This is a genomic window from Teredinibacter haidensis, assembly GCF_014211975.1.
Lineage (GTDB): Bacteria > Pseudomonadota > Gammaproteobacteria > Pseudomonadales > Cellvibrionaceae > Teredinibacter > Teredinibacter haidensis.
The window spans coordinates 1,253,192-1,278,028 of sequence record NZ_CP060084.1 but is presented as its reverse complement, the minus strand read 5'-3'; the positions used below and the strand labels follow the sequence as shown (position 1 = coordinate 1,278,028).

The 24,837-nt window shown below is 46.1% G+C and carries 17 protein-coding genes; 13 read left to right on the top strand and 4 right to left on the bottom strand.

The window, feature by feature from the left end; genetic code table 11:
• Positions 1-153: 153 nt before the first annotated feature.
• The gene (locus tag H5715_RS05160; RefSeq protein ID WP_175574343.1) at positions 154-1,779 is read left to right on the top strand and encodes an electron transfer flavoprotein-ubiquinone oxidoreductase; all 1,626 of its coding nucleotides are present in this window, start codon (positions 154-156) and stop codon (positions 1,777-1,779) included.
• Between the two features lies 1 nt (position 1,780).
• Here the strand turns inward: H5715_RS05160 and H5715_RS05155 are convergent, their stop codons facing one another.
• The gene (locus H5715_RS05155) at positions 1,781-2,425 is read right to left on the bottom strand and encodes a DUF4823 domain-containing protein (protein ID WP_083608249.1); all 645 of its coding nucleotides are present in this window, start codon (positions 2,423-2,425) and stop codon (positions 1,781-1,783) included.
• Between the two features lie 42 nt (positions 2,426-2,467).
• Between H5715_RS05155 and H5715_RS05150 the strand changes: the two genes are divergently transcribed.
• The 6 genes from H5715_RS05150 (at position 2,468) to H5715_RS05125 (ending at position 13,586) form a co-directional block, all read left to right on the top strand.
• Complete coding sequence (locus H5715_RS05150) at positions 2,468-3,331, top strand: acyl-CoA thioesterase (RefSeq protein ID WP_075188121.1); 864 nt, start codon at positions 2,468-2,470, stop codon at positions 3,329-3,331.
• Between the two features lie 69 nt (positions 3,332-3,400).
• A complete protein-coding gene (locus H5715_RS05145) occupies positions 3,401-3,733 on the top strand; it encodes a hypothetical protein (protein WP_075187894.1) in 333 nt (110 codons plus the stop codon).
• Positions 3,734-5,268: 1,535 nt separating this feature from the next.
• Entirely contained in the window at positions 5,269-7,992 is a 2,724-nt protein-coding gene (locus H5715_RS05140; protein WP_075187895.1) for a PD-(D/E)XK nuclease family protein, read from the top strand.
• Positions 7,989-11,450: a UvrD-helicase domain-containing protein gene (locus tag H5715_RS05135; protein WP_075187896.1), complete on the top strand. Its 3,462-nt coding sequence runs from the start codon at positions 7,989-7,991 to the stop codon at positions 11,448-11,450. Before H5715_RS05140 ends, H5715_RS05135 begins: the two co-directional genes overlap by 4 nt.
• Before the next feature lie 144 nt (positions 11,451-11,594).
• A complete protein-coding gene (locus tag H5715_RS05130; protein ID WP_075187897.1) occupies positions 11,595-12,662 on the top strand; it encodes a 3-deoxy-7-phosphoheptulonate synthase in 1,068 nt (355 codons plus the stop codon).
• Positions 12,663-13,172: 510 nt separating this feature from the next.
• On the top strand, positions 13,173-13,586 hold the full coding sequence (locus tag H5715_RS05125) for a hypothetical protein (protein ID WP_075187898.1): 414 nt from the start codon (positions 13,173-13,175) through the stop codon (positions 13,584-13,586).
• 54 nt (positions 13,587-13,640) lie between these two features.
• Here the strand turns inward: H5715_RS05125 and nfuA are convergent, their stop codons facing one another.
• Entirely contained in the window at positions 13,641-14,225 is a 585-nt protein-coding gene (gene nfuA / locus H5715_RS05120) for a Fe-S biogenesis protein NfuA (RefSeq protein WP_075187899.1), read from the bottom strand.
• A 316-nt stretch (positions 14,226-14,541) separates the two neighbouring features.
• Here nfuA and metH point away from each other — a divergent pair, with 316 nt between their 5' ends.
• The 6 genes from metH (at position 14,542) to H5715_RS05090 (ending at position 23,074) form a co-directional block, all read left to right on the top strand.
• Positions 14,542-18,243 carry a methionine synthase gene (gene metH, locus H5715_RS05115; RefSeq protein ID WP_075187900.1) on the top strand — a complete coding sequence of 1,234 codons (3,702 nt, stop codon included), beginning with the start codon at positions 14,542-14,544 and terminating at the stop codon, positions 18,241-18,243.
• Positions 18,244-18,415: 172 nt separating this feature from the next.
• On the top strand, positions 18,416-18,718 hold the full coding sequence (locus H5715_RS05110) for a hypothetical protein (protein ID WP_075187901.1): 303 nt from the start codon (positions 18,416-18,418) through the stop codon (positions 18,716-18,718).
• A gap of 72 nt (positions 18,719-18,790) precedes the next feature.
• Complete coding sequence (locus H5715_RS05105) at positions 18,791-19,030, top strand: DUF2970 domain-containing protein (RefSeq protein WP_075187902.1); 240 nt, start codon at positions 18,791-18,793, stop codon at positions 19,028-19,030.
• A gap of 599 nt (positions 19,031-19,629) precedes the next feature.
• The gene (locus H5715_RS05100) at positions 19,630-21,294 is read left to right on the top strand and encodes a nitrite/sulfite reductase (RefSeq protein WP_075187903.1); all 1,665 of its coding nucleotides are present in this window, start codon (positions 19,630-19,632) and stop codon (positions 21,292-21,294) included.
• Positions 21,278-21,775 carry a DUF934 domain-containing protein gene (locus H5715_RS05095; protein WP_075187904.1) on the top strand — a complete coding sequence of 166 codons (498 nt, stop codon included), beginning with the start codon at positions 21,278-21,280 and terminating at the stop codon, positions 21,773-21,775. The genes H5715_RS05100 and H5715_RS05095 overlap by 17 nt, the downstream gene beginning before the upstream one ends.
• A 132-nt stretch (positions 21,776-21,907) precedes the next feature.
• Positions 21,908-23,074: a cation:proton antiporter domain-containing protein gene (locus H5715_RS05090; protein ID WP_075188122.1), complete on the top strand. Its 1,167-nt coding sequence runs from the start codon at positions 21,908-21,910 to the stop codon at positions 23,072-23,074.
• Here the strand turns inward: H5715_RS05090 and sohB are convergent.
• Both sohB and H5715_RS05080 read right to left on the bottom strand, forming a co-directional pair.
• The gene (gene sohB / locus H5715_RS05085) at positions 23,071-24,153 is read right to left on the bottom strand and encodes a protease SohB (RefSeq protein ID WP_075187905.1); all 1,083 of its coding nucleotides are present in this window, start codon (positions 24,151-24,153) and stop codon (positions 23,071-23,073) included. The two genes, H5715_RS05090 and sohB, sit on opposite strands and share 4 nt — an antisense overlap.
• A 25-nt stretch (positions 24,154-24,178) precedes the next feature.
• Positions 24,179-24,835 carry a multidrug transporter gene (locus tag H5715_RS05080; protein WP_075187906.1) on the bottom strand — a complete coding sequence of 219 codons (657 nt, stop codon included), beginning with the start codon at positions 24,833-24,835 and terminating at the stop codon, positions 24,179-24,181.
• Positions 24,836-24,837: the final 2 nt, after the last annotated feature.

Here is a 24,837-nt window from a genome sequence, read left to right as displayed (position 1 = left end):
ACGGGCCAAACAACTATAAACCACGACTATTTCGAGACATTGAGCGCGCAAGTTACACGCAGCGAACGGAAATACCTGCCGATATAGCTATTATTTGTATAGCTATAGTGAACAAATCAACTACATAAGGGGTGCGAAGTGGAACGAGAGTCCATGGAATACGATGCTGTCATCATTGGCGCCGGACCCGCCGGGTTAAGTGCCGCGTGCAAACTAAAGCAACTCAACTCTGAACTTAGTGTGTGCGTTGTTGAAAAAAGTGCAGAAGTGGGTGGCCACATTTTGTCGGGTGCCGTAATAGAGCCTCGCGCCCTGAACGAACTGTTCCCTAGTTGGAAAGAGCTTGGGGCGCCAATATTCACAAAGGTATCTGGCGACGAAATTTTTTTGCTCAGCAGCGCTACTGGAAGCAAAAGAATCCCCTCGATACTGACCCCGAAAACCATGCACAACGAAGGCAATTATATTGTCAGCCTGGGAAATTTATGCCGCTGGTTATGCGAGCAGGCAGAGGCCTTGGGTGTAGAAGTTTTCCCTGGATTTAGCGCAGCCGACATTCTTTTTGGTAACAATAATACGGTTCTTGGCATTATCACGGGAGACATGGGTGTTACCGCCGATGGAGCTCAAAAGGACAGTTTTCTGCAGGGAATGGAGTTAAGAGGGAAATACACCCTGTTTGCTGAAGGCTCTCGAGGACACCTAGGTCAGAAGCTTATTGCACACTATTCCTTAGACAGCGGAAAATGCCCGCAGCATTACGGCTTAGGTGTTAAGGAACTATGGAAAGTACCACAGAGCCAACACCAAGCAGGACGGGTTATACATACCGCAGGTTGGCCGCTGAGCGAAAGTGATTCCTCTGGCGGTGGCTTTTTATATCACCTGGAGGATCAGCAAGTAGCCGTCGGTTTTATCACAGACTTGTCATACAGCAACCCTTATGTGGACCCCTTCGAAGAGTTTCAACGGTACAAACATCACCCAGTAATAGCACGACATTTAACTGGCGGCGAACGTATCGCTTATGGCGCGCGCGCCATTACTAAGGGTGGCATTCAATCCTTACCCGAGATGGTGTTTCCGGGTGGAATTATGATCGGCGATGATGCCGGCACCCTTAATTTCGCTAAAATTAAAGGTACGCATACGGCGATGAAATCCGCCATGGTCGCCGCAGAAACGGTTGCCACTGCAATTGCTAACGGTCAGCAGAATGAGAGCCTTGCGGCATACCCTAAAGCCTTTACGCAATCATGGGCCTACAAAGAACTCTATGCACAACGTAACTTTGGACCGGCACAACACCGGTGGGGAAATTTTTGGGGCTCTGCATACGCCTTTTTGGATATCAATATTTTCAATGGCTGTCTGCCTTGGACATTAAAAGATAAAACGCCCGACCACCAACAGCTTATTAAGGCGGCACAATCGAAAAAAATTGAATACCCAAAACACGACAATATTTTAAGTTTCGATCGTTTATCTTCTGTCTATTTGTCAAACACAAATCACGAAGAAGATCAGCCTTGCCATTTACAGCTGTTAAATGCCAAGCTGCCGTTAAGCTATAATCTACCGGAGTTTGACGAGCCCGCTCAGCGTTACTGTCCTGCAGGCGTTTACGAAGTAATTGAAAATGATTCGGGAGAGCCACAGTTTCAAATAAATGCACAGAACTGCGTTCACTGTAAAACCTGCGACATTAAAGACCCGGAACAAAATATTCAGTGGCAACCACCGGAGGGTGGCGGCGGCCCTAATTACCCCAATATGTAGATTATTGCGGATTAAGCCCTGCCAACTGTGCGGCATAGTGTTTAGACGCGGACGCCATTAATTCATTGGCCGCTGTGCTATTGGCACTGTGGATACTACTGCGACTGCTGATGGTGCCCGTGTCTAATATTTCGCCAGTATACACATCAACTAACAGCACCTGAAAATGGGCATGTGATACATCGATAATTTTCTCGCGGGACTGGTGGCTGGGCCCACTATCCGGGTACTCCAGGAGCCTGGGGAAGACAAGAATACGGCTGCCACTGAGCCGCGAAGCAATCAGCGCCTCTTCCATAGACATATCAACGCTAGATGCTTGCAGTGAAGGGTAATAAATCGATAACGCGCTTTCCATCGACTGCAGAAGGGAGTATCGCGCCCGGTTATAGGCCAGCACTCCACTGGTGACCTGCATTGGCAGTACCGGTTTGGCTAAGTACAAAGAGGTGTCCCGAGCCAAACGCCACTGGTTACTACGGGTAAGCTGATGCTTGTTATCGAGGCGAACCCATTGCTTCGCATGGCTGAAGTTATTGGCGGTATAGCTGGTTGAGCAGGCTGAAATCAACACAACCAGAGTTAAGCAAAGTAAGCGGGCAAAAAGCATCTCAACGTCTCGTGATAGAGGTGTATGATCATTCATCTTAGAGTATCGGCAGAATACAGAATTATTAAAGGCCCCCTCATGCACTCAGCCTTAGACGACATCCTAGATCTAGAAACGCTCGACACCAACCTTTTCCGTAGCCGCCACCACAGGGAAAACTTCAAAGGAACACTGTTTGGTGGGCAGGTCTTGGGCCAGGCTCTCCTCGCCTGCCATCTCACGCAGGACAAGGCCCGCAGCATCGCCCTTCCCCATTCTTTACATGCCTATTTTCTACGTGCGGGCAAAAGTGATGTGCCGGTGATTTACGATGTTGAAAAGGTAAGAGATGGGAGGTCCATCATCAGTCGTCGCGTCGTCGCGCGTCAGTTTGGTCGGCCCATCTTTAATATGTCAGCCTCTTTCCACCACCCAGAAGAAGGCTTTCATCATCAAACGCCTTTTCCTGCCAATATTCCTATGCCCGAAGAAATTCTAGAGCGTCGAACACCACCTTCGGGAAAAAGCCCACTACCAGCGCCGGACTTGGGGCACGAAACGCACAACCCCTTTGATTTGCTTCCCATCGATGAGGAGTTGTTTCAATCCTGCGATTCACGTCCTGCCGATGCCTATTTTTGGATAAAAACGCGCAAACCCCTCGGTGACAACAAGATCCAACATTTATGTACGCTCGCCTTTGCCTCCGACTTGGGATTGTTGGCAACAACGCTTCTCCCCCACGGTATATCCATTTATTCGGGCAAGATTTTTCCCGCCAGCATCGACCACGCCATGTGGTTTCATTCAGATGATTTTCGAGCAGATGACTGGCTACTCTGCCACAGCACCAGCCCGTGGGCCGGGAGTGCGCGCGGATTCGCCTACAGCCACGTATACACCAAAGGCGGTAAACTTATTCTCTCGGCCGCACAGGAAGGCCTGATTAGACAGAATGAATAGATCGACCTTAGAATAAAAAATTATCATGTGTCTATACTAAAGAGATCGATAACTGCAGGTATTAACAACATGAACAGAACATCCGTAGCTGACGCAGTACATAATTTGGAAGAGCTTTCAAGTGCACTTACGACTGCATACTGGGAAACCAGTAAGATTCACAGAAAAGATTGTATATTCGATTTAATCACCACAATTTTTGGTGAATTAAATGAACTGGCGAAACTGAGCGTTTCCGATCACACCATGACCTATGAACCCGTCACTATCGCCTTTCAATCGAGCAAATTGAACCTCCGTCATATACAAAATAATATTGAAATATGGTTTCCAAGAACCTCAACGGCAAAACAATTGCAGCAAGCGATACCTCCAGTAGCAAACTTATTTGAGGTTGACTAAAGTATTTGACTATTAGGGGCGGTCAACAAATTTATCGTTTATACCGTCAGCACCCGCATGCGAGCGGGTAACGCATTGAGCGCTTATAAACAATAGAACCTTTACGATCACTAAGCATTTAAGTGAGTAAAATAGCGTTTTTTAAATTAGGCAAGTAAAAATATATAGCATTGAGATTAATTTGACCCACTTTCTATTAAGAAATGTTTTAAAAATACAAAGCCGGGAAAGTGGAATAAAATGAAAAATAACCGATACTTATTAATACCGGTGGCACACATCCCCCCCAAGTGTCTGCGCTGCTGGTAGAGCTACTTGTAGCTTGTTGAGGGCATAGCCCTTAATGTTTCACTCCTAATGGTCCTGGCCCGGCGCTCTCCCCCAGAAACGCCGGGCTTTTTTTATGCCCCCCTACTTATTTTGTTACTATCTGGTCGTGGGTCAACCTATTGCCAAGCTTATTCATCTCCATTGCTATCCCCTCACCTGCGCTACCGAATAAATCCAATTTTATTCATCGCAGAATATTTTATTGACTGAGCGAACCGCGTAATACAGTAGAACCGAATAGTGTTTATTGAAGGTCCGAAAGTATTCGGACAATAAGTGTCATGGAAATTGGCCGTATCAGTACTAAAGTGGACGACAGATAATCGAGAGCCCTTACAAAGAGGCACGAGTATTAAACGAGTAAACGCATAATAATGGCGATATTCAATCACTGTTATAGACTTACTGACGCAGCTGCCCAACTCTGCTAGCCTGTGCCCAGCGCATGAAGCTAGCCGTATTCCCTAAGCCGCTCAGGATCCGTTTGATATTACCCTTTAGAGGCTTATCGGGGATGTTTCTGCCTGACTAGAAAGCAGCCAAACAGCGCTTAGTGACTTTTACTAAAGCTATACTGAGCACCTCAACCAACCATGACGTGCCACCTCATCAGGCTAAAGACCTCACAGCATCATCGATTTGTCTATGAAAGCGCGCTCGATCCAAAGCCCATCCTGCTAACGTCAGAAAGGCTTGAAAAGGACGATAATAATTGTCCCTAACGTTAAAAGAAAATATTCTAAGCGGCGAAAACCTAAATATGACAAAGATGTTTCCCTGGGTGTCATTTCACCAACCTATGTTGTCCACATTTCCTGTGGATAACTTAGTGGACAGTCTTTGTGCAAAACGCCATGACGCCCATAAATACTCAGAAGAACACAGATCGATCAAAATATAACCACTAAATTAATTCCTTTATTTTTCAATATGTTAGAGAGTTTTTGTAGTATTCCCCGGCAGAAAAGAACGTAATTTCGACAATCTGACGTAGATTTCTACAGAGAGTAAGCCCCGTGTGCATAAAACGTTAGTCGCTACTTACGCTGAAAGCCCTGTAGTAACACAACTGACATAAATCAAACTTTTTATTGGCGCTTATCGTCACGATTTGACGGGCCATACAACTTAGAAATAAACAACTTTATTTAATACCCTTTAGGTATAAACCGCGAAAGCATTCACTTAGGTCGAAAAAAGGCAATATGAGCAGCGCAATAGAGGAATCACTCATTCTTACAGCAAATGAGCGACAACAACGGTATCTACTCCAACAATACATAACGCATACCCGCCTACCGGTGTCTGTTGCCCCCTCCATAGCAAGTTTGGAGCGCTGGTTTCAGGAAATATGGCTTGAACTTCAGGATTCCTGCTTCCCCAATACCGATAAGCGTTTAATGTCTGATCAGGAAGAGCTATTCCTTTGGGATGAGTTATTAAATGATCCCACTTTCCGGCAACAACTCTTAGAGCTTGGCATTTCAATTGAGTCACTCATTCATTCAAGGCCTCTGGTCGAACAACTCAAGCAAGCACGGAGTTTGATAGTCCACTGGGGTATTCCCACAAACCAGCTTTCGCTAGCCAATGACCAGGAAACACAATTTCTATTGGCCTGTATTGAAAGACTAAATGCCAAACTGCAGAGTAATCGCTGGCTAGTAAAAGACGACGCCATCCAATTACTTAAAGCCGCGGCCGATCAGTCGGCCATAAGAATTGAGGGTGAGATTCGTCTTCATGGCTTCGCAGAGCTAAGCCCCCTTTGGCGAGACACGCTGTCTTTGGTCTCAACACAAGGGATAAAAGACGTCTCGAACAAGCCTGATTTGCATACGGGTATACCCGTGCAGGCTTTTTCTTCTTTTTCTGAAGAAGTTGAAGCCGCAGCCCAGTGGTGCAAAGCGCTTTTGCCCGAGCTTAAGGAAAATGAACAAATAGCCGTTGTCGTAACCAACCTATCGGACGTTCACCAACGGGTTTCATCGCTGTTCAATCGCGTGTTCGATCCGGCGTATGTCTGTGGCAATGAGCGCGATGCCGCCGCTGTTCCCTTTGATATTTCCGTCAGTTCAAGCCTTATCGAAGAACCTATTATCGGCTCACTGTTCGAACTCTTCTCATTCTCCGAATTTCAATTGGAGGCGAGCCGGTTGCAGAAACTGAATTTATCCAGCTTCTGGGGTAACGGCTTAAGTGAAACGCGACTCCTCGCGCAAAGTGCGTTAACACAACTGTTGACTCACAAAGTTACGCTGAGTCTTTACATCGATACACTACAGAAAGCCGATACACGAGCAGCCGATACCGAAGCCAGCGTAACCGCGACAAATACAGCAGATAGCGAATATCTTATTCGGTTCATAAGCACGCTAAAACAAAAGACTAAGTCTCAAACCTTTGTCGAATGGAAAGCACTATTACCGAAACTATTGGAGGCTGCGGGTTGGCCGGGTAACAGAACGCTAAACAGCCGCGAATACCAAGCTACCCAGACATTTCTTGAGGTGCTATCTACATCAGATCGCTACGCAGTACTTTTAGAGCACAAAAAGCCGATCAACCTCACGCAATTTATGTCTCTTCTACAATGGCTCTGTGAAAAAACATCATTCCATATGCAAAAGCTCGATTGCCCAATTCAGATATTGGGTTTGATGGAAGGTGCCGGGATTCAATTTAAACATTGTCGCGTTATATCGTTAACGGAAAGCAATTTTCCTTCGGCACCACAACCTAACAGCCTTCTGCCCTACGGCCTCCAAAAACAGGTCAAAACACCTCGCTCAACATCGGAGAGAGAGCTTGAATACGCGCGGAAATTATTGCACAGCTACGAAAATGCCAGTGAAAACCTAATCTTTAGTTACCACCAGAAAAATGATAACGACGAAGCCTGCTCCCCCAGCCCACTGCTCTCTATGGCTATATCAGATCAACTTAGCGAATTGCCCGAGCGTAACGTGGTCGATACCCATATCCTTCAAATGGTGGAAAAAGATATAAATGCTGACGTGGTGGATACCAGCTACGGCCCACCATTAACACCCGGTGATACTATCGCTGGCGGTGCATATCATTTACAGCTTTTTATCGCCAATCCATTTTATGCGTTCGCCAACTACCGCCTGGGTATTCAGGCTGAACAACAGCCCTGTTACGGTATTCCAGCATTTGTACGCGGCTCTATCCTGCATCAAATACTGGCGGCATTCTGGGGGCTATACCCTTCAAAAGCATCTGCTGAAAACGTATCTGCACAAGAAAGATTATGTACCTTTGAAAAAGAATTTGATCGTGCGGTTTCAGCACAAGTAAAACGCCACAATCTTAACCTTAACGCAGACCTTATAGCGCTAACAAAAGAACAGCTCTGCAATATCGCGTTAAATGCGGTCGTGGCCGATTGCGAACGCCCTCCGTTTAAGGTTGCCGCAGTTGAAGCTCCCATTAGCGTAAACATTGCACAGTATCGTTATTCATTACGCGTCGACAGAATCGATATCATTAACGACAAGCAATTGGTGATTGATTACAAAACAGGCAAGCCCTCCGTGTCACATTTACAGAAGAAGCCTATTTTAGATCCTCAATTACCCCTTTATTTGTTCGCAGGCGATCCAGTAAATATGGCGGGTATCAGTTACTTTGAACTCAACGCTCGCCGGTGTTCCTACAGTGGAATTAGCGATACCGAATTATCCATTCCGGGTATCTCCACTGCAGCACAGCTCAATCGCTATCAATTGCCAGCACAGTGGGACGACGCTCTGGCCTGGTGGAAAGAACAACTGGAGTTTTATACCCAACAGCTCGCCAGCGGTTATACCGCCTGTATCAACCACAACCCTTCATTATTGCGTCACTACGAACACATTTTGCCCGCAGCGCACGATGAGCCTAGCAAACAAAAGGATTCTAAATGACTTCGCCAATCGATAAAGCCGTGCGCGAAGCCGTACTGGATACCCAGCAATCCTTTGCCGTTTCAGCTCCTGCAGGGTCCGGGAAAACGGGATTGTTAAGCCTGAGAGTTTTAAGCCTGCTCGCCACCTGCAAACAGCCAGAAGAAATTTTATGCATTACCTTTACCCGTAAAGCCGCTGAAGAGATGAGTGAGCGCATTCTTGGCGCTTTAAAAGAAGCACAAATACTAAGCCAAAACGATATTGGTTTAATCGAGGATCCTCATCACGCAAACTTAATGCGTTATGCCAAAGCAGCTGCGGACAATAATGACCGTTTGAATTGGCATCTTGAGGAAATGCCCTTCCGTCTAAAAATCCTGACGATTGATGGATTTTGTCGCAGTTTAACCCAGCAAATGCCGCTAATGAGCCGCGCTGGAACTGCCCCTGCAATGGTTGAAGATACCAATACTGTTTTTGAAGAGGCCGTTATTTCTCTCCTAGATAGCTGTAATTCAAATGGCTGGCCCAACTCATTGAAAGTGCTGTTCCAGCATTTAGGGGGCGATTTGGACAGGCTGGCGCGCCTGTTGATGGCCATGCTTCAAACGCGCGACCAATGGCTACCGTTAATTTACAGCATTAAAAGCGTCGACGACTCTAAACTCGAAGTTGTTCAAGAGTGGCTGGAAAGCAATTTATCTTTGTGGGCTGAAGAGCTCTTACATGAACTGGCGGACGATCTTCAGCTGTATGAGGGGGAACTGTGCGAACTCCTGGATTTTGCCGGCACCCATTTACAGAATGACAAACCCGATTCGATTTCTACAGCACTTTCCGGAGTACATGGCTTTCCCGTTGATACAACACCACAAATAGCGATAAAGGAGTTTTGGCAACCCTTCGCCAATATTGCACTTACAGCAACTGAGCAATTTATAAAACGGGTGGACAAGCGTCACGGATTCCCCACGGGCGACAAAGAAACCAAAGCAGAATATTCAGACAAAAAAACTCGCTATTTGGCGCTTTTGAAACTATTCGCAGAAAAACCCACTGTTCGAGAAAATCTTGCATCTATACAGCAGTTTGTTTCGCTTACGTATTCTCCGCAACAATGGCGTGTACTGTCTGCGCTAATTGAATTATTACCCCTTTTAACCGCCCACTTAAAGTTGGTTTTCCAAAAAAATGGCAATGCCGATTTTGTCGAAATTGCCGAATGTGCAAGAGAAGCACTTGGTGGTTTTAACGATATTACAGAACTCGCCTTAAAACTGGACTACCAACTCAACCATATTCTTATTGATGAATTTCAGGATACCTCACACAGCCAACTGCAATTATTGCAGCTGCTAACACGAGAATGGGACAGCACCGCAGGGAAAACGTTGTTTATTGTCGGTGACGGAATGCAGTCGTGCTACGGATTTCGAAATGCTAACGTCGGGATATTTCTCGATGTACGCAAGCATGGTCTTGAGGGGAAAGAGCTAAACGCCGTAGACTTGAGCGTGAATTTTCGCTCCACATCGACGATTATCGATTGGGTCAATCACAGTTTCGATAGCGCATTCCCGAAAAAAGATAATATATCTCTGGGTGCAGTACGATATACCCCTTCGCATGCCTTTACGCAGATACCCGAAACGGATTCCAGCAGCTACGTGCAATGCAGGGGTTTTATTGATCAGCCCAACCGCGAACAAGAAGCGATAGCTATCGCCGAAGAAATTGTCGACTTAAAGTCGTCCTACCCCGAAGACAGTATTGCAATCCTCGTTCGCGGCCGCGGTCACCTCAGTGAAATCCTCCCCGCGCTACATGACCGGGACATTGCCTACAGCGCCGTCGATATCGACCCGCTACTGTCGCGCCCCTGTATTCAGAATATATTGGCATTAACGCTAGTACTGGAAAACCCCGCTGACAATGCAAGCTGGCTGACCTTGCTGCGCAGCCCGTGGTGTGGCGTAGACAATGTAGATTTGTACTCTCTCTTTAATCCGTTGGAGTCAACGATCGAGTACAGCTTACTAAACAAAATGAAACTTGCGGATTCGTCGGGACAACTCAAAGCCGAGGGAAAAGCCGTATTTAGACGATTGCAAACATCGATAAACAGTGCTCTGACACTGCGTGAACGGCGGCCAATGGCAGAGCTGGTGGAGAGTGCATGGATAGAGCTCGGCGGGCCAGAAACACTCAAGAATAAGAGCGAAATCAAAGATATTGGCACCTTTCTTCGATTATTAAGTAAATACGCTCCCCTCGGCCGAATGACAGAAAAGCAGTCATTTATGAACGCGCTCGAAAAATTATTTGCACAGCCCGAAAGTTCAGCGGGAGCGGTTCAAATATTGACCATGCATAAATCCAAAGGGCTTGAGTTCGATAGCGTATTCCTCCCTTCGCTAGATAAGCAGGGCAAGGCAGATACCGCAGACCTCTTAAACTGGCATGAAAGATTAAATACAAAGGGTGAACTGGATTTATTGATCAGTCCCATATCCGCTTCTGATGCTGCAGACAGAGATCCTTTAACACTGTTGATTAGCAGAGAAGCCAAAAGACGTAAAGAACTGGAAGAAACAAGACTGCTCTACGTTGCCTGCACGCGAGCCAAAAAGCGCCTTTACCTAAGTTGCAATGTAAAACCTGCTAAGGATGATGCACTAAAACCCCCTTCCAGCTCGTCGATGGTATCGAAGCTCTGGCCTGTTATTCAACGTCAGATTCAATTATTTGAATCCACTGTAGAGAATGAATCGACAGAGCTGGATGTCCAACAAGTTGAACGCACTTATATTCGGCGGCTGCCCCTCAATTACAGTGGTGACAAGCCGCAGTCAACGGATATCGACAAGTGGAAACCCGCAATATTCGACAATACAGAAATACAGGTAATTGAAGATTTCAAAGGAGCGTCCAATGCTCCCCTGGCCATTGCGGTAGGAATCGTATTACATAGAATTCTTCAAAATATTCACCGCGAGGGCTACGCACAGTGGCAGTCGCGCTCACCGGATACCCTATCCCCATTCTGGCAGGCACAGCTTGAACAAAACGGCTTGGGTCAATCAGCAGCACAGCAAGGCGTCGCGATATTATCGTCCACCTTGCCGTTACTTTTAAGCGATTCAAAAGCTGCTTGGTTGCTGGACAACAGACACACCGACAGCCAATGCGAATACCGGTTGTGCTATGGCAAGCCAGCCCGCTACGCGATACTGGATCGCACCTTTGTTGATGCCAAAGGCATACGCTGGATTGTCGACTATAAAAGTTCGATACCGGCAGAGGGCGAAAACATTGAAACGTTTATTCTGCGAGAAAAGGCCAGCTATCAGCCGCAGTTAACCCACTATCAAAAACTGATGCAGGGACTCGACCAAACGACCCCGGCATTGACTGTCCACGGATATAGAACGGCACTGTACTTCCCAAGAATCGGCGAACTTGCGGAATATACCTAAAATGGGCATTATTTATCGTTGTATTCATCCATTTCAGTGGCTGATTCCAGTACAATACTTTACTTCCCTTACTCGAGCGCGAAAGGGCTATCCCTTTTCGTGGTAAATGTTATTCATAATTAAAAGTAAATACCCGGTTAACCTATGTCCAGCATTCAAGATTTAAACGTAGTATCGCAAGAAGTATTGATAACGCCTGCGCAACTACAAGAGGCGTTACCTCCTTCGCCCAAGGCTTCAGAAACGGTCAATGTCGGTAGAGAAACCGTCCGCAATATTTTGGACCGCAAAGACCACCGTTTGATCGTTGTTATTGGCCCATGCTCAATTCACGATACCGAAGCCGCCATGGATTATGCCAATCGTTTGAAAGCATTATCTGACAAGGTGGGCGATACGCTCTATGTAATTATGCGTGTGTACTTTGAAAAGCCACGTACAACAACAGGCTGGAAAGGCTTGGTTAACGATCCCTATATGAATGACTCATTCAAAATCCAGGAAGGCCTACATGTGGGCCGTAAGCTCCTGCTGGATGTGGCTGAGCTAGGCCTACCCACCGCAACCGAAGCATTAGATCCAATCTCACCGCAGTACCTGCAAGATCTGATCTCCTGGTCGGCTATTGGCGCCAGGACGACTGAATCCCAGACTCACCGAGAAATGGCTAGCGGCTTGTCTTCGGCCGTAGGTTTCAAAAACGGCACAGACGGTAGCCTTACCGTTGCCATCAACGCACTGCAATCAGTTTCCAGCCCCCATCGTTTCCTGGGTATTAACAAGCACGGTAGCGTATCTGTAATTACCACGCGCGGAAACCCTTACGGGCATGTTGTTCTTCGTGGTGGTAATGGCAAACCTAATTACGATTCCGTCAGCGTTGCGATGTGTGAAAAGGAGCTGGCTGACGCTAAGGTAGCGGCGAATGTTATGGTTGACTGCAGCCATGCCAACTCCAATAAAAACCATGAGCTGCAACCGCTCGTGCTCGACAATGTCGCCAACCAGATCCTGGAAGGTAACAAATCCATTATTGGCGTGATGGTAGAGAGCAATATTGGTGCCGGTAACCAAAATATCCCCGCCGATCTATCACAGCTCGAATACGGTGTTTCTGTAACGGACGCCTGTGTTGACTGGGAAACCACCGAAACCATGATTTTAAGTGCTGCTGAAAAGCTTCGTAAAACCTTGCCCACTCGAAACAGCTAAGACCCCGAGCGGCAACGTACATGCTGTGTTGTCGCTTCCCATTCACCACTCTGATCAACCTTTATTTAGCTTATAGACAGGTTTTATTTGCCTGCTGCGCCATACGCAAAACTTAAAGCCAGCTTCGAAATCAGATAACAAAACCATCATAACCCATTGATAAAATTAACAAAAATAGATCCACCAAGCAATACTTCACTTTTTACTGAGGTATAAAGTGCCATTATTGAATCTCATCTCAGCGAAAATACGCAGATATCCCCCAAAAATTTAACATACATCAATCGAAAGTAGTGGAATTTGATTTGGTTAGCTGGTAATTTCTTGAGTGTATAGATGATGGTCTTTCATATATCCGTATGGATTAATAAATACATTGCGAATCTAGCTAAGGCGCATCCGGTCGGCAGCTCTTCGCAATACAGACCTAAGCTTGCAAACGTAAACTACAAATAAAAACGAAGCGACAAGGAGATGTCCAGAACTTAACTTAGTGGGGTCACACAACTCATGAACGCTCATGTAAAAGCAAACCACACAGATACGGCCACTCCTTTACAGCCCTCCTTTGGAGAGGTCTATGAAACCCTTTCCGACTGGTTTGATATCCGTGTTGCAGAGATGTCTGGTTTCGACTATATCTTTGCTCCCATGGAAATTTGCGATGAAATTACAGATTTCGTTACACTTCAAAACTTCCTTGGCAACATTCAAGCACTACTTCGCTCCGATCCCGAAAGAACCGTTTTAATTGGTTTTGAAAAGAATGAATCGGGCGATCTCGAGATGGATCGTTATGATATCGACTGGAGCGAATCGCTCATCATCGATTGCAGCCGCTCAAAGCTAAACGGAACGGCACAGTTTGAATTTGTTGAAATGCTACTTGAGCACAGCGTCAACTTAATTGACGATGTAGAGTAGCGGAAATTAAGAGAGTACCCGCAGAGTGCTCTCTTAACCTTTACAGAAGGCAGCTCAGTAGTAAGCGTGCGATTTATCCGAGTGATCGGTAATGTCACGCAGACCTTTCAGTTCGGGTATTTTTTCCATAAGTGATTTTTCAACGCCTTCTTTTAGCGTCATATCTACGGCGCTGCAGCCCTGGCACCCTCCGCCAAATTTCAGCACCGCATAACCATCATTTGTCATCTCTACCAAGCTAACATTACCGCCATGTGAAGCCAGGCCCGGGTTAACCTCGTTATAGAGCAAATAATTGATCTTGTCCTCTATAGGGCTATCGTCACTAATTTTCGGCATCTTTGAATTAGGCGCCCGAATAGTTAACTGTCCACCCATTTTGTCCGCCGCGTAATCAACCTTCGCTTCGTCCAAAAATGGAATGCTGCGATCTTCAAAAAACGCCTTAAACCCGTCGAGCGGCAACTGATGGTCGTTTTCTTTTTCCTCTCCAGGCTTACAGTAGGCAATACAGGTTTCCGCTTGAGGAGTCCCCGGATTGGAAACAAACATACGTATAGCAATGCCTTCGCACGCCTGTTTGTCGAGCAATTCTTTAAGGTAACTTTGTGCGCTAGGAGTAATGGTTACGTTGAGCATCTATATCCTGTCTACGTTTTACACGGGAAATACTTGAGTGAAATACTTGGTTATATTATCTGAATTCAGGCCCCATGGAAATCCCTATTAACGACAGATTTCCATGCAAGAATACCAACAAAGTCTATAGTCATAAAACGCAGCAATACCGCCAAACTGCGAGCCGTATACGGCAGCTTTCTTTGGCTCCCTTATTTTCGGGTGCGTATCTTTTAAGAATCTGTTAGCATCTGCCGCCACCTATATCAATATATTTCGATATAGGGTTGCCGCAAAGGCTAAGATTGTATTTCTTTCGATTTTTAAAGGTAAGTTCATGTCCTCCGATCAACAAACGCGAAACCCTCTATTTTCCCAGGCCCTAGGCCAACGCATTTTGATATTAGATGGCGCCATGGGAACAATGATCCAGCAATATAAACTGCAGGAAAAGGACTATCGTGGTGAACGATTTGCCAAGCACAACCAAGATCTGATCGGCAACAATGATCTGCTAACGCTTACGCGCCCAGATATTATTCGCGACATACATAAGGCCTACTTGGACGCCGGGGCGGATATTCTTGAAACCAATACCTTTAATGCGACCCAGCTTTCGCAATCCGACTACAACACAGAATCTATTGCTTACGAATTGAACGAAGCCTCTGCGGCCCTAGCACGGACTATCGCAGACCAGTACACCGCCGCCACCCCGAACAAACCTCGATGGGTAGCGGGTGTGATTGGGCCTACCAGCCGAACCGCATCGATGTCGCCAGACGTTAACGATCCCGCCGCCCGCAATGTAACCTTTGATCTGCTGGTGGAGAATTATACCGAAGCCGCGCGTGGCCTAATAAAAGGTGGCGCTGACATCCTATTGATTGAAACCGTATTCGATACACTCAACGCCAAAGCAGCCATATTTGCGGTCCAGTCTGTCTATGACGAAATAGGTTATGAACTACCCATAATGATCTCGGGCACCATCACAGATGCCTCAGGGAGAACACTTTCAGGCCAAACGACTGAAGCCTTTTACAACTCCCTGGCACACGCAAATCCCGTATCCATCGGCCTCAATTGCGCACTAGGTGCAAAAGAACTCGAACCCTACGTGAAAGAGCTTTCGCGTGTTGCCGACTGCTACGTGTCCGCACACCCCAATGCCGGTCTACCCAACGAATTCGGCGAATACGATCAATCCCCTGAAGAAATGGCCGCGATCGTTCGCTCGTTCGCGAAAAAGGGTTATATGAATATTGTCGGCGGTTGCTGTGGCACCTCACCTGCACATATTGAGGCTATCGCTAACGCTCTATCGGAAGAAACACCTCGCATAAAACCCGAAAACCCTGGGACATGCCGCCTTTCAGGTTTGGAGCCTTTCAACATTACAAATAGTTCCCTCTTCGTCAACATTGGAGAGCGCTGCAACGTTACGGGTTCCGCACGATTTAAACGTCTCGTTATAGAGGGGGACTATACAACTGCACTGGATGTCGCCCTTCAGCAGGTCACTGATGGCGCCCAAATTATCGATATCAATATGGATGAAGGGATGCTCGATAGCAAGACGGCGATCGTGAAATTTTTAAACCTGATTGCGAGCGAACCGGATATTTCAAGAGTCCCCATTATGGTGGACTCATCTAAATGGGATGTGATTGAGGCTGGATTGAAATGCATTCAAGGCAAGCCCATTGTTAACTCCATTAGTCTTAAAGAAGGCGAAGCTGAGTTTCTGGAGCGAGCAAAACTCTGTCGGCGTTACGGCGCCGCCATGATTGTTATGGCCTTCGACGAAAAAGGGCAAGCCGATACGTCTGACAGAAAGATAGAAATCTGTAAGCGCAGCTATGATCTTCTCACCCAAACTGCAGGCATTCCCCCAGAAGACATAATTTTCGACCCCAACATCTTTGCCGTTGCGACCGGTATTGATGAGCACAACAACTATGCCGTTGATTTTATTACGGCTACACGCTGGATACGCGAGAACCTGCCGGGCGCGGGTATTTCAGGCGGCGTCAGTAACGTATCTTTTTCGTTCCGCGGCAACAACCCGGTGCGCGAAGCCATTCATTCAGTATTTCTTTACCACGCGATTCAGGCGGGAATGAATATGGGCATAGTGAATGCCGGACAGCTCGCAATTTATGACGACCTGCCCGACGAATTACGTACGTTAGTCGAGGACGTTGTTCTAAATCACTCTGCGGATGCTACCGAAGCCTTACTTACTGTGGCAAACAGCTATCGTGGTGACGGTCAAACCCAGGATAAAAAGGAAAATTTAGAATGGAGGAAGCTTCCGGTCGCTGAGCGCTTGGGGCACGCACTGGTGAAAGGCATTACCACCTACATAGATGAAGATACAGAAGAGGCGCGCCAGGGCTCTAAGCGCCCATTAGATGTCATCGAAGGGCCGTTAATGGACGGAATGAACGTTGTTGGCGATCTATTTGGTTCAGGCAAAATGTTTTTACCCCAGGTAGTCAAATCAGCCCGCGTAATGAAACAATCAGTAGCGTTATTGCAACCCTATATCGAAGAAGAAAAAGACGAAAAAACAAAATCAAACGGTAAAATATTGATGGCGACAGTCAAGGGTGATGTGCACGATATTGGTAAAAATATTGTCGGTGTCGTTCTGCAATGTAACAATTTTGAAGTTATTGATCTCGGCGTAATGGTGCCGTGTGAAAAAATTCTTGAAGTCGCTCAACGGGAAAAGTGTGACATTATTGGCCTTTCCGGTTTGATTACGCCATCACTCGACGAAATGGTTACGGTTGCAAAAGAAATGCAGGATCAAAATATAAACCTTCCTTTACTCATTGGTGGCGCTACCACCTCCAAAGCTCACACGGCAGTAAAAATCGATCCGCAATTTTCTTTAAACCAGGCCGTGTATGTTGCCGATGCTTCCCGCGCTGTCGGCATATCAGCCCGCCTTCTCTCTGACGAAGCACGCCCGATTCTTATTGCTGAAACAAAAGCTGAGTATGAAAAAGTTCGCGAGCGAAGAAGCAAACAGCAGTCGAAAAGACAGGCATTAAGCTATAAGGAAGCTACCAATAAAAAATTTGCATTAGACTGGGCCAGCTACACCCCAGTTGAACCCTCGTTTATCGGAACAAAGACATTAGACAATTACCCAATTGAAAAACTCGTAGACTATATCGACTGGACGCCCTTTTTTATCACATGGGATTTAGTCGGAAAATTTCCAGCGATACTTTCCGACAAGATCGTTGGTGAAGCTGCCACACAACTCTATGCCGACGCACAGGAAATGCTTGAAAAAATTATTTCCGAAAAGATGCTATCGGCAAAAGCAGTATTTGGTTTTTGGCCAGCAAATACTGTCAATCATGATGACATTTTGGTGAAGAATAGCGACGGCAAAAGCTTGTCCACCCTTCATCACATTCGTCAGCAAATCGATAAAACAAACGGGTCAGGACCGATGCACTCCCTGGCCGATTTTATTGCTCCCGAAGAAAGTGGTAAGCAGGATTTTATTGGCGGATTTGCCGTTACAACCGGTATAGGCGCAGAGGCGCATGCAAAAGAATATGAACGCAAAGGAGATGATTACAACGCCATAATGATTAAAGCCCTGGCAGATCGGCTCGCGGAGGCCTTCGCCGAAAAACTACACGAAGAGGTGAGAACGCGTTACTGGGGCTATATAAAAGATGAAACACTAACAAACGAGGAACGCGTAAAAGAGCGATATGTCGGCATTCGTCCAGCTCCCGGCTACCCGGCCTGCCCAGACCACACCGAAAAACAAAGCCTATTCGCGTTACTGGATGCTGAAGAACAAGCTGACATATCACTTACAGAGCATTTCGCTATGCTGCCAGCAGCTTCTGTTTCCGGCTGGTACTTCGCTCACCCTAAAGCCAAGTATTTCAGCACAGGCAAGATCACCAAGGATCAGGTCGAGTCCTTGGCGAAGAGAAAAGGAAAAAAGGTCGCTGAAATCGAAACCTGGCTAGCCACCATACTTAACTACGATCGCTAGCCGATGCGTAAGGCGCCAGATACAAAACACTGGTGCCGCCACACCTACAAACAGCTCTTTAGTATGCGCACTTGATCACATTTTAATCATCCTTTCGTAGCAGTTTTAATGTTCAACACTACACTGGAAAAATAAGTCAGTTTATTTGAACGTTTGAGATAGGAGTTTAGATGTGAATCAGAAGCTGTTTTTATCCGTTGCTATAGGTGTTTTTTGTTTACACAGCGCTTACGCTTTTTCGGAAAGCATAGGCGCCGAAACCAAGCCCTTTATGTCTGCATCTTCAGCAAAGGTGATTGTAGAAAACTACAAAAATTTGCGTCAACAATGCGCTGCCTCCGAAGGTCTTGCCCGTAAACAGTGCTTTAGCGAATTAAAAGCTGCTGGAGACCAATACAGTGTTGCTAAGAAGCTGTTACCTGCGGCGCAGACAAATACACGAGACTCCATACACTACGTTAGCTTTACTCAATAGATAATATGGCCTCTGGGGTTTTATCCGGCTTTCTGGCACAATCAGACAAACCAAGCCGGACTTTGAATCTCAATGAGCCTTCGAACAGCTATTCTTTTTACTACCAAGACCACCGCTTCTGAGCAAACGAACAAGCCTGGGTTTATTCGTTTGCTCAGAAGCGTACTAGCTGCCGCAATAGGTGTTCAAAGTGAGAAAAACAGGCAGTCGGATTTTTCTCAGAAGTCAGCACTGCCGTATATTGTTGCGGGCATCGTCTTTACCTTTGCTCTTATAGGGATATTGATTGCGGTTGTTAGTATGATTATATAAAAAAACCCACTTTAAACAGTGGGTTTTTTTGCGCTATTAATCACGTACGAATTTTATAGCCCTACAAAAAGAGTTATTGGCCACTAATCCAAAATACGCAGGTTGTTACAAAAATAAGTATAAGTGCCACCGCCGCAACGGCGTCCGCAATACTGTCACCTGTTTCCATCATTTGAATATCATCTTCCATCGTCTCCCCCTTTCTTTTTATATCTAGAGTACGATTAACAAGCAATTTTCGCTGTGCGAAATATGCTCCACCGACTACATTCAATCTCAACTCATTATAATCTGCAAGTGCCTTAACATTAATTAACTCTAACGACAGTGAATAATGTGAACCTTGACACCAATTAACCCACCGCATGGGTAAATTGGTGTCAAGGTGCGAATAACCCTACACTCCCACAGTTTTTTATACCAAACCAACGACAGCCAGAGAGCCTCTTATACTCGCAGCTTTAAAAGAATTACTGTATCCTTGCGCTCCTTTTTGGCAGCATTCAGTCGTAACGCTTTCGTCATAACGCCTACTTGTGGCAACAGTTTATCGCTGGATGCTACATGTCACACAACTGTAAATTAGGTATATCTAATCAATGTACGTTTACGACGAACATGACCACCAGATTATCCGAGAGCGCGCCGCTCAGTTTAAAGGTCAAACCGAACGCTACCTTGCAGGCAAGCTAAAGGAAGACGAGTTTTTACCCCTTCGCCTCCAAAATGGTCTCTACATTCAGCGCCTGGCACCAATGATGCGCATTGCCGTTCCATACGGCATGATGAACTCAAGGCAGTTACGAAAGCTCGCTCATATCTGTCGATACTACGACAAGGGCTATTGCCACGTAACGACTCGCCAAAACATTCAATTGAACTGGCCGCAACTAGAGCAAGTGCCCGACATTCTCGCGGAACTCGCTGAAGTTGAAATGCACGCGGTACAAACCAGCGGTAACTGTATCCGCAACGTGACATCCGATCAGTTCGCCGGTGTCGCACCGGATGAAATTGTCGATCCGCGCGCCTACTGCGAAATCATCCGCCAGTGGTCTACTTTCCACCCAGAATTCGCCTTTCTGCCGCGCAAATTTAAAATCGCCGTTTCCGGTAGTAAAGATGATCGTGCTGCCATCCATTTCCACGATATTGGCCTGCAATTGATCCAACAGGAAGGCGGCAGTATTGGTTTTAAGGTGTTGGTGGGTGGAGGCTTGGGTAGAACCCCCATTATTGGCAGTGTTATTCGAGAGTTTCTCCCAGAACAAGACTTGTTGACGTATTTGGAAGCCATCCTGCGTATCTACAATTTGCACGGTCGTCGCGACAACAAATACAAAGCGAGAATCAAGATTCTAGTAAAGGCCAAAGGCCCCGAAGCCTTCAGCCAAATGGTTGAACATGAATGGGAAAAAATTCGCGATAGTCAAACACTGCTTACCGATAAAGAAATTAAACGGGCCAAAAGCTTCTTCACTACACCTGATTACGAAGAATTTACCGAACAGGAAGAAGCACAACAACTGGCAAATCAAGTAAAGGGGAGCAAGGCCTTTGGCAACTGGCTTTCACGTAATGTTTTCGGCCACCAAATGCCCGGTTATAGAGCCGTGACCTTATCGTTAAAGCCAGTTGGTATTCCACCGGGAGATATCACTGACGCGCAGCTAGAACTCATCGCGACGCTTGCAGACAAATATTCATTTGGCGAAGTTAGAGCAACGCACGAACAGAATATTGTCCTGGCCGATGTGCCGGTCCACCAATTATTCTCGTTATGGTCGGAATTGAAACCTGCCGGATTTGCGACCCCCAATATCGGCACACTCACTGATATGATTTGTTGCCCCGGTGGCGATTTCTGCTCTCTGGCAAATGCCAAATCTATCCCGATAGCTGAAGCCATCCAGCGTGAATTTGATGATTTGGATTACCTATACGATCTCGGCAATTTGGATTTGAATATCTCCGGTTGTATGAACGCCTGTGGCCACCACCATATCGGCGATATCGGCATACTAGGTGTTGACAAAAAAGGCGAGGAATTCTATCAGGTACAGCTCGGCGGTCGTTCAGGTAACAATGCCGCTCTCGGGAAAGTACTAGGCCCATCATTCTCTCGGGAAGAAATGTCCAGGGTCATTCGTCAGCTGGTTGATGTCTATGTTGAGTATCGCAACGAGGAAGAAAGCTTCGGCGAGACCTACCATCGTATCGGTATAACCTCATTTAAGGAGCGAGTGTATGCGAAAGCTAATTAAAGACTCGGTACTATCAGAGAATAACTGGCGCATATTACGTACAGCGGAAGAGTGCCAGCAGGCAGATCTCGCGCAGGGAAACTACATACTCCCGTTACCCGAGTTCGAAGCCTTTGCCAAAGATACAAAAGGCACCAGTCTTAATGCCGTGTGGATTAGCACGGATAATGAGTCCTCGACTTTAGAAACCATCCTGGATAAAACCCCTCTAGTTTGTATTGATTTTCCAGCTTTTACCGACGGTAGAGGCTTTTCCATAGCACGCTCACTTCGGGAGACTTATGATTACCAAGGCGAAATTCGCGCCATCGGTAATTTTATTCAGGATCAGCTGTTCTACCTCGCTCGATGTGGCGTTAACAGCTTTGAACTTTCTGAAGATATTGACGTGGAATCGGCATTGGAAAGTCTGGAAGATTTTTCTGTGAAATACCAAGCCGCTATTGATGAGCCCCAACCGTTATTTCGTCGCCGGAATTAGGGCCTACGGCAGTCGCCTTCATCGGTGGCTGCCTCCTCTATAATCCACCACTTCTTCGCCACTCTTTTCTTTAAACGCCTTTACTGCAACAATGATAGACTAGCAGTTGGATTAATGGCGGCCATTTCCCTTATGGAAGGACAAATTTTTAGTGCGTTTTTTGCGATTTTTTGTGGCGCTGCAGTTCTTGCGTCAGTAGCACTTTATACCCGTCAACCACTCTTAGTCGCCTATATTGCGCTTGGCGTACTCTTAGGCCCTTACGGTTTCTCCGTTGTTAAAGACGTTTCACATATCGCCGAAATATCCGAGATCGGCATTATTTTCCTGCTATTTTTGCTAGGCCTAGATATGCAGCCTCGCGCTCTACTAGCCGTATTGCGCAGCGCAACCCATATTGCGGTAATTAGCAGCACTGTCTTTGCGCTGCTGGGCTTGGGGCTAGGATTAGTTTTTGGCTTCACACTTATGGAAGCTACAGCTATCGGCATGGCTTCGATGTTTTCCAGTACAATTATTGGAATCAAACTACTGCCTACCACCGTACTGCATCACAAACACACGGGTGAATTAATGATTGGCCTGCTGTTGCTGCAGGATTTTATCGCCATTATTTGCCTGATGATTCTAATCAGTGGAAAAAGCGGCTCTGTGGAATTTACCCAACTCGGTATCGCCATCATCGCCCTTCCGATTTTAGTCTCTTGCGCCTTTCTTTTCGTAAAATTTGTTCTGATAAAACTGATCGCACGATTCGACCGCTTCCATGAATATATTTTCCTAGTCGCTATTGGATGGTGCCTAGGGCTGGCGGAGCTGGCAGAGCTTCTTTATTTGTCGGCTGAAATTGGGGCGTTTATAGCGGGTATTTCCATTGCCACCAGTCCGATCGCCCAATATATAGCCTTAAACCTGAAACCGCTGCGCGACTTTTTCCTCGTACTCTTTTTCTTTAGCCTGGGAGCTCAGCTCAACATTATACTACTGCCAGAAATACTTCTGTTCGCGGCAATTTATGCGGGGATGATTTTAATTGCTAAGCCCTTGGTCTTTTACGGGTTACTTCGGCAGCAAAGTGAAAGGCCAGCGCTAGCTTGGGATATTGGTTTTCGTTTGGGGCAAATCAGTGAATTCTCCCTGCTCATTGTCTTTGTTGCGACAACGACAGGGTTGATCGGAGAGAAAGCATCCTTGCTTATTCAAACAGCGGCTATCTTTACTTTCGTAATTTCCAGCTATATTGTGATCTTTAACTTCCCGAACCCTATAGCCGTTTCCGATAAGTTAAGACGAGATTAACTGAAAATTTTATTATTTAACTTTTGTAGTGTTTTGGTAAAAACATTGTCTAGTGCCGATTCCACGCTCAATCCGAATTTTTCTGGCAGCGATTTCTTCTCAATATAGGTGATTTCAAACACATCAGAATCAACACACGCATCCATCAAATATTGGTCCGATGTTTGGATTTCATCTATAAGCTTTTTATCTAAAGCTCGCGTACCAAACCAGATTTCCCCGGTTGAAACCGCATCCACATCCACGACCGAGCGATTCTCACGGATAAAGTCTTTAAAAAGAACATGAGTATCTTCCAGGTCCTCAACAAACTTTTTGCGGCCTTTCTCCGAATTTTCGCCAAACATCGTTATGGTGCGCTTGTACTCACCCGCCGTAAACATTTCATAATCAACATTGTTCTTTTTCAGCAACCGATGAAAGTTAGGCAGCTGCGCAACAACGCCAATAGAGCCAATAATAGCAAAAGGTGCACTGATAATTTTATTGGCCACACATGCCATCATATAACCACCGCTCGCAGCAACTTTATCGACACAAACCGTTAATGGAATACCCTTTGCGGTAATTCTGGAAAGCTGACTGGAAGCCAAGCCATAACTGTGTACCATTCCACCTTGACTTTCGAGTTTCACAACAACTTCATCATGCTCGCTAGCAAGAGACAAAATTGCCGTTACTACCTTACGTAACTCTTCCGTTGCCGACGCTTTAATATCGCCGTCGAAATCAGTAACGAAAACGCGCTTTTTGACATTCTCTTCAGTATTTTCAACAAGCTCGGTTTTGTTCTTTTTTTCAGCTTTCGCTTTCGTTTTTGCGGCTTTTTTATCGATCTTCGCCTGTTTCTTCCTTTCCTTTTCTTCGAGCTTTAATGTCTCTTCATCGATAACAACCGACTTAATCCCCTCGACGATATCTTCATATTTTTCATTAAGCTTACTGACTTCAATATGACCTTTACTATGGCCGTGCGATTTAAGGCTTGTGGCCGCTATAACAGCCACGACAGCGCCTATAGCGATAACAATCGTGACGCTTTTCGCAAAAAAAAGGCCATATTCATATAAAAATTCCAAGATAAGACTCCGTCTATTTACAGTATTAACGCCAATGCTCTACGGCATTCTCAGCGACTTTATTCATTGGCTTTGCTAGCAGCCCACTGCTGCTAAGTGAAACTTCATAAAACGCACCATCGTCCATTGGTAAGTACGTGGCACTTCCGTAAGTGGCATCAATGAGAGGAACAAACCCACTGTCATTCTGTAGCCAGCTCCAAATATCAACCCAATATTCACTACTGGCTAGCTGATGAATGCTACGTTGCTTGCGGTGTTCATCCTCCAAGGAATAGTATCGTCCGCTCAGGCGATCGAGGCGATAACCCGGCTTGGCACCCAACATTTTAAGCGCTCCGGTCCAACTGATGATACGGGCATCAATTTGCCACTGATCACCGAAAATCGGGTATTCCAACTCCGTGCCTTCATTGATAAGCGTTAGCTTGGCAGTGTAATGCTGATCTGCAAGCTTGCTGAAACTAATGGTTCCCAGTGGTTTATTTTCCAACAATAGCTTATAGCTGAGCAAATCCAAGCTTAGCAGGCCAAGCAATACCGCCCCAACAAGAAGCCCTATTCCAAACGTTCCTCTCATCCAGGCAAGTAGCCACCTCCCGCGCCCCATCATTTTCAGGCCGAAATAAATGGCAGCGAGGGACAACAATATAATCAGTCCAACGAATCCACTGTAGAGCATAG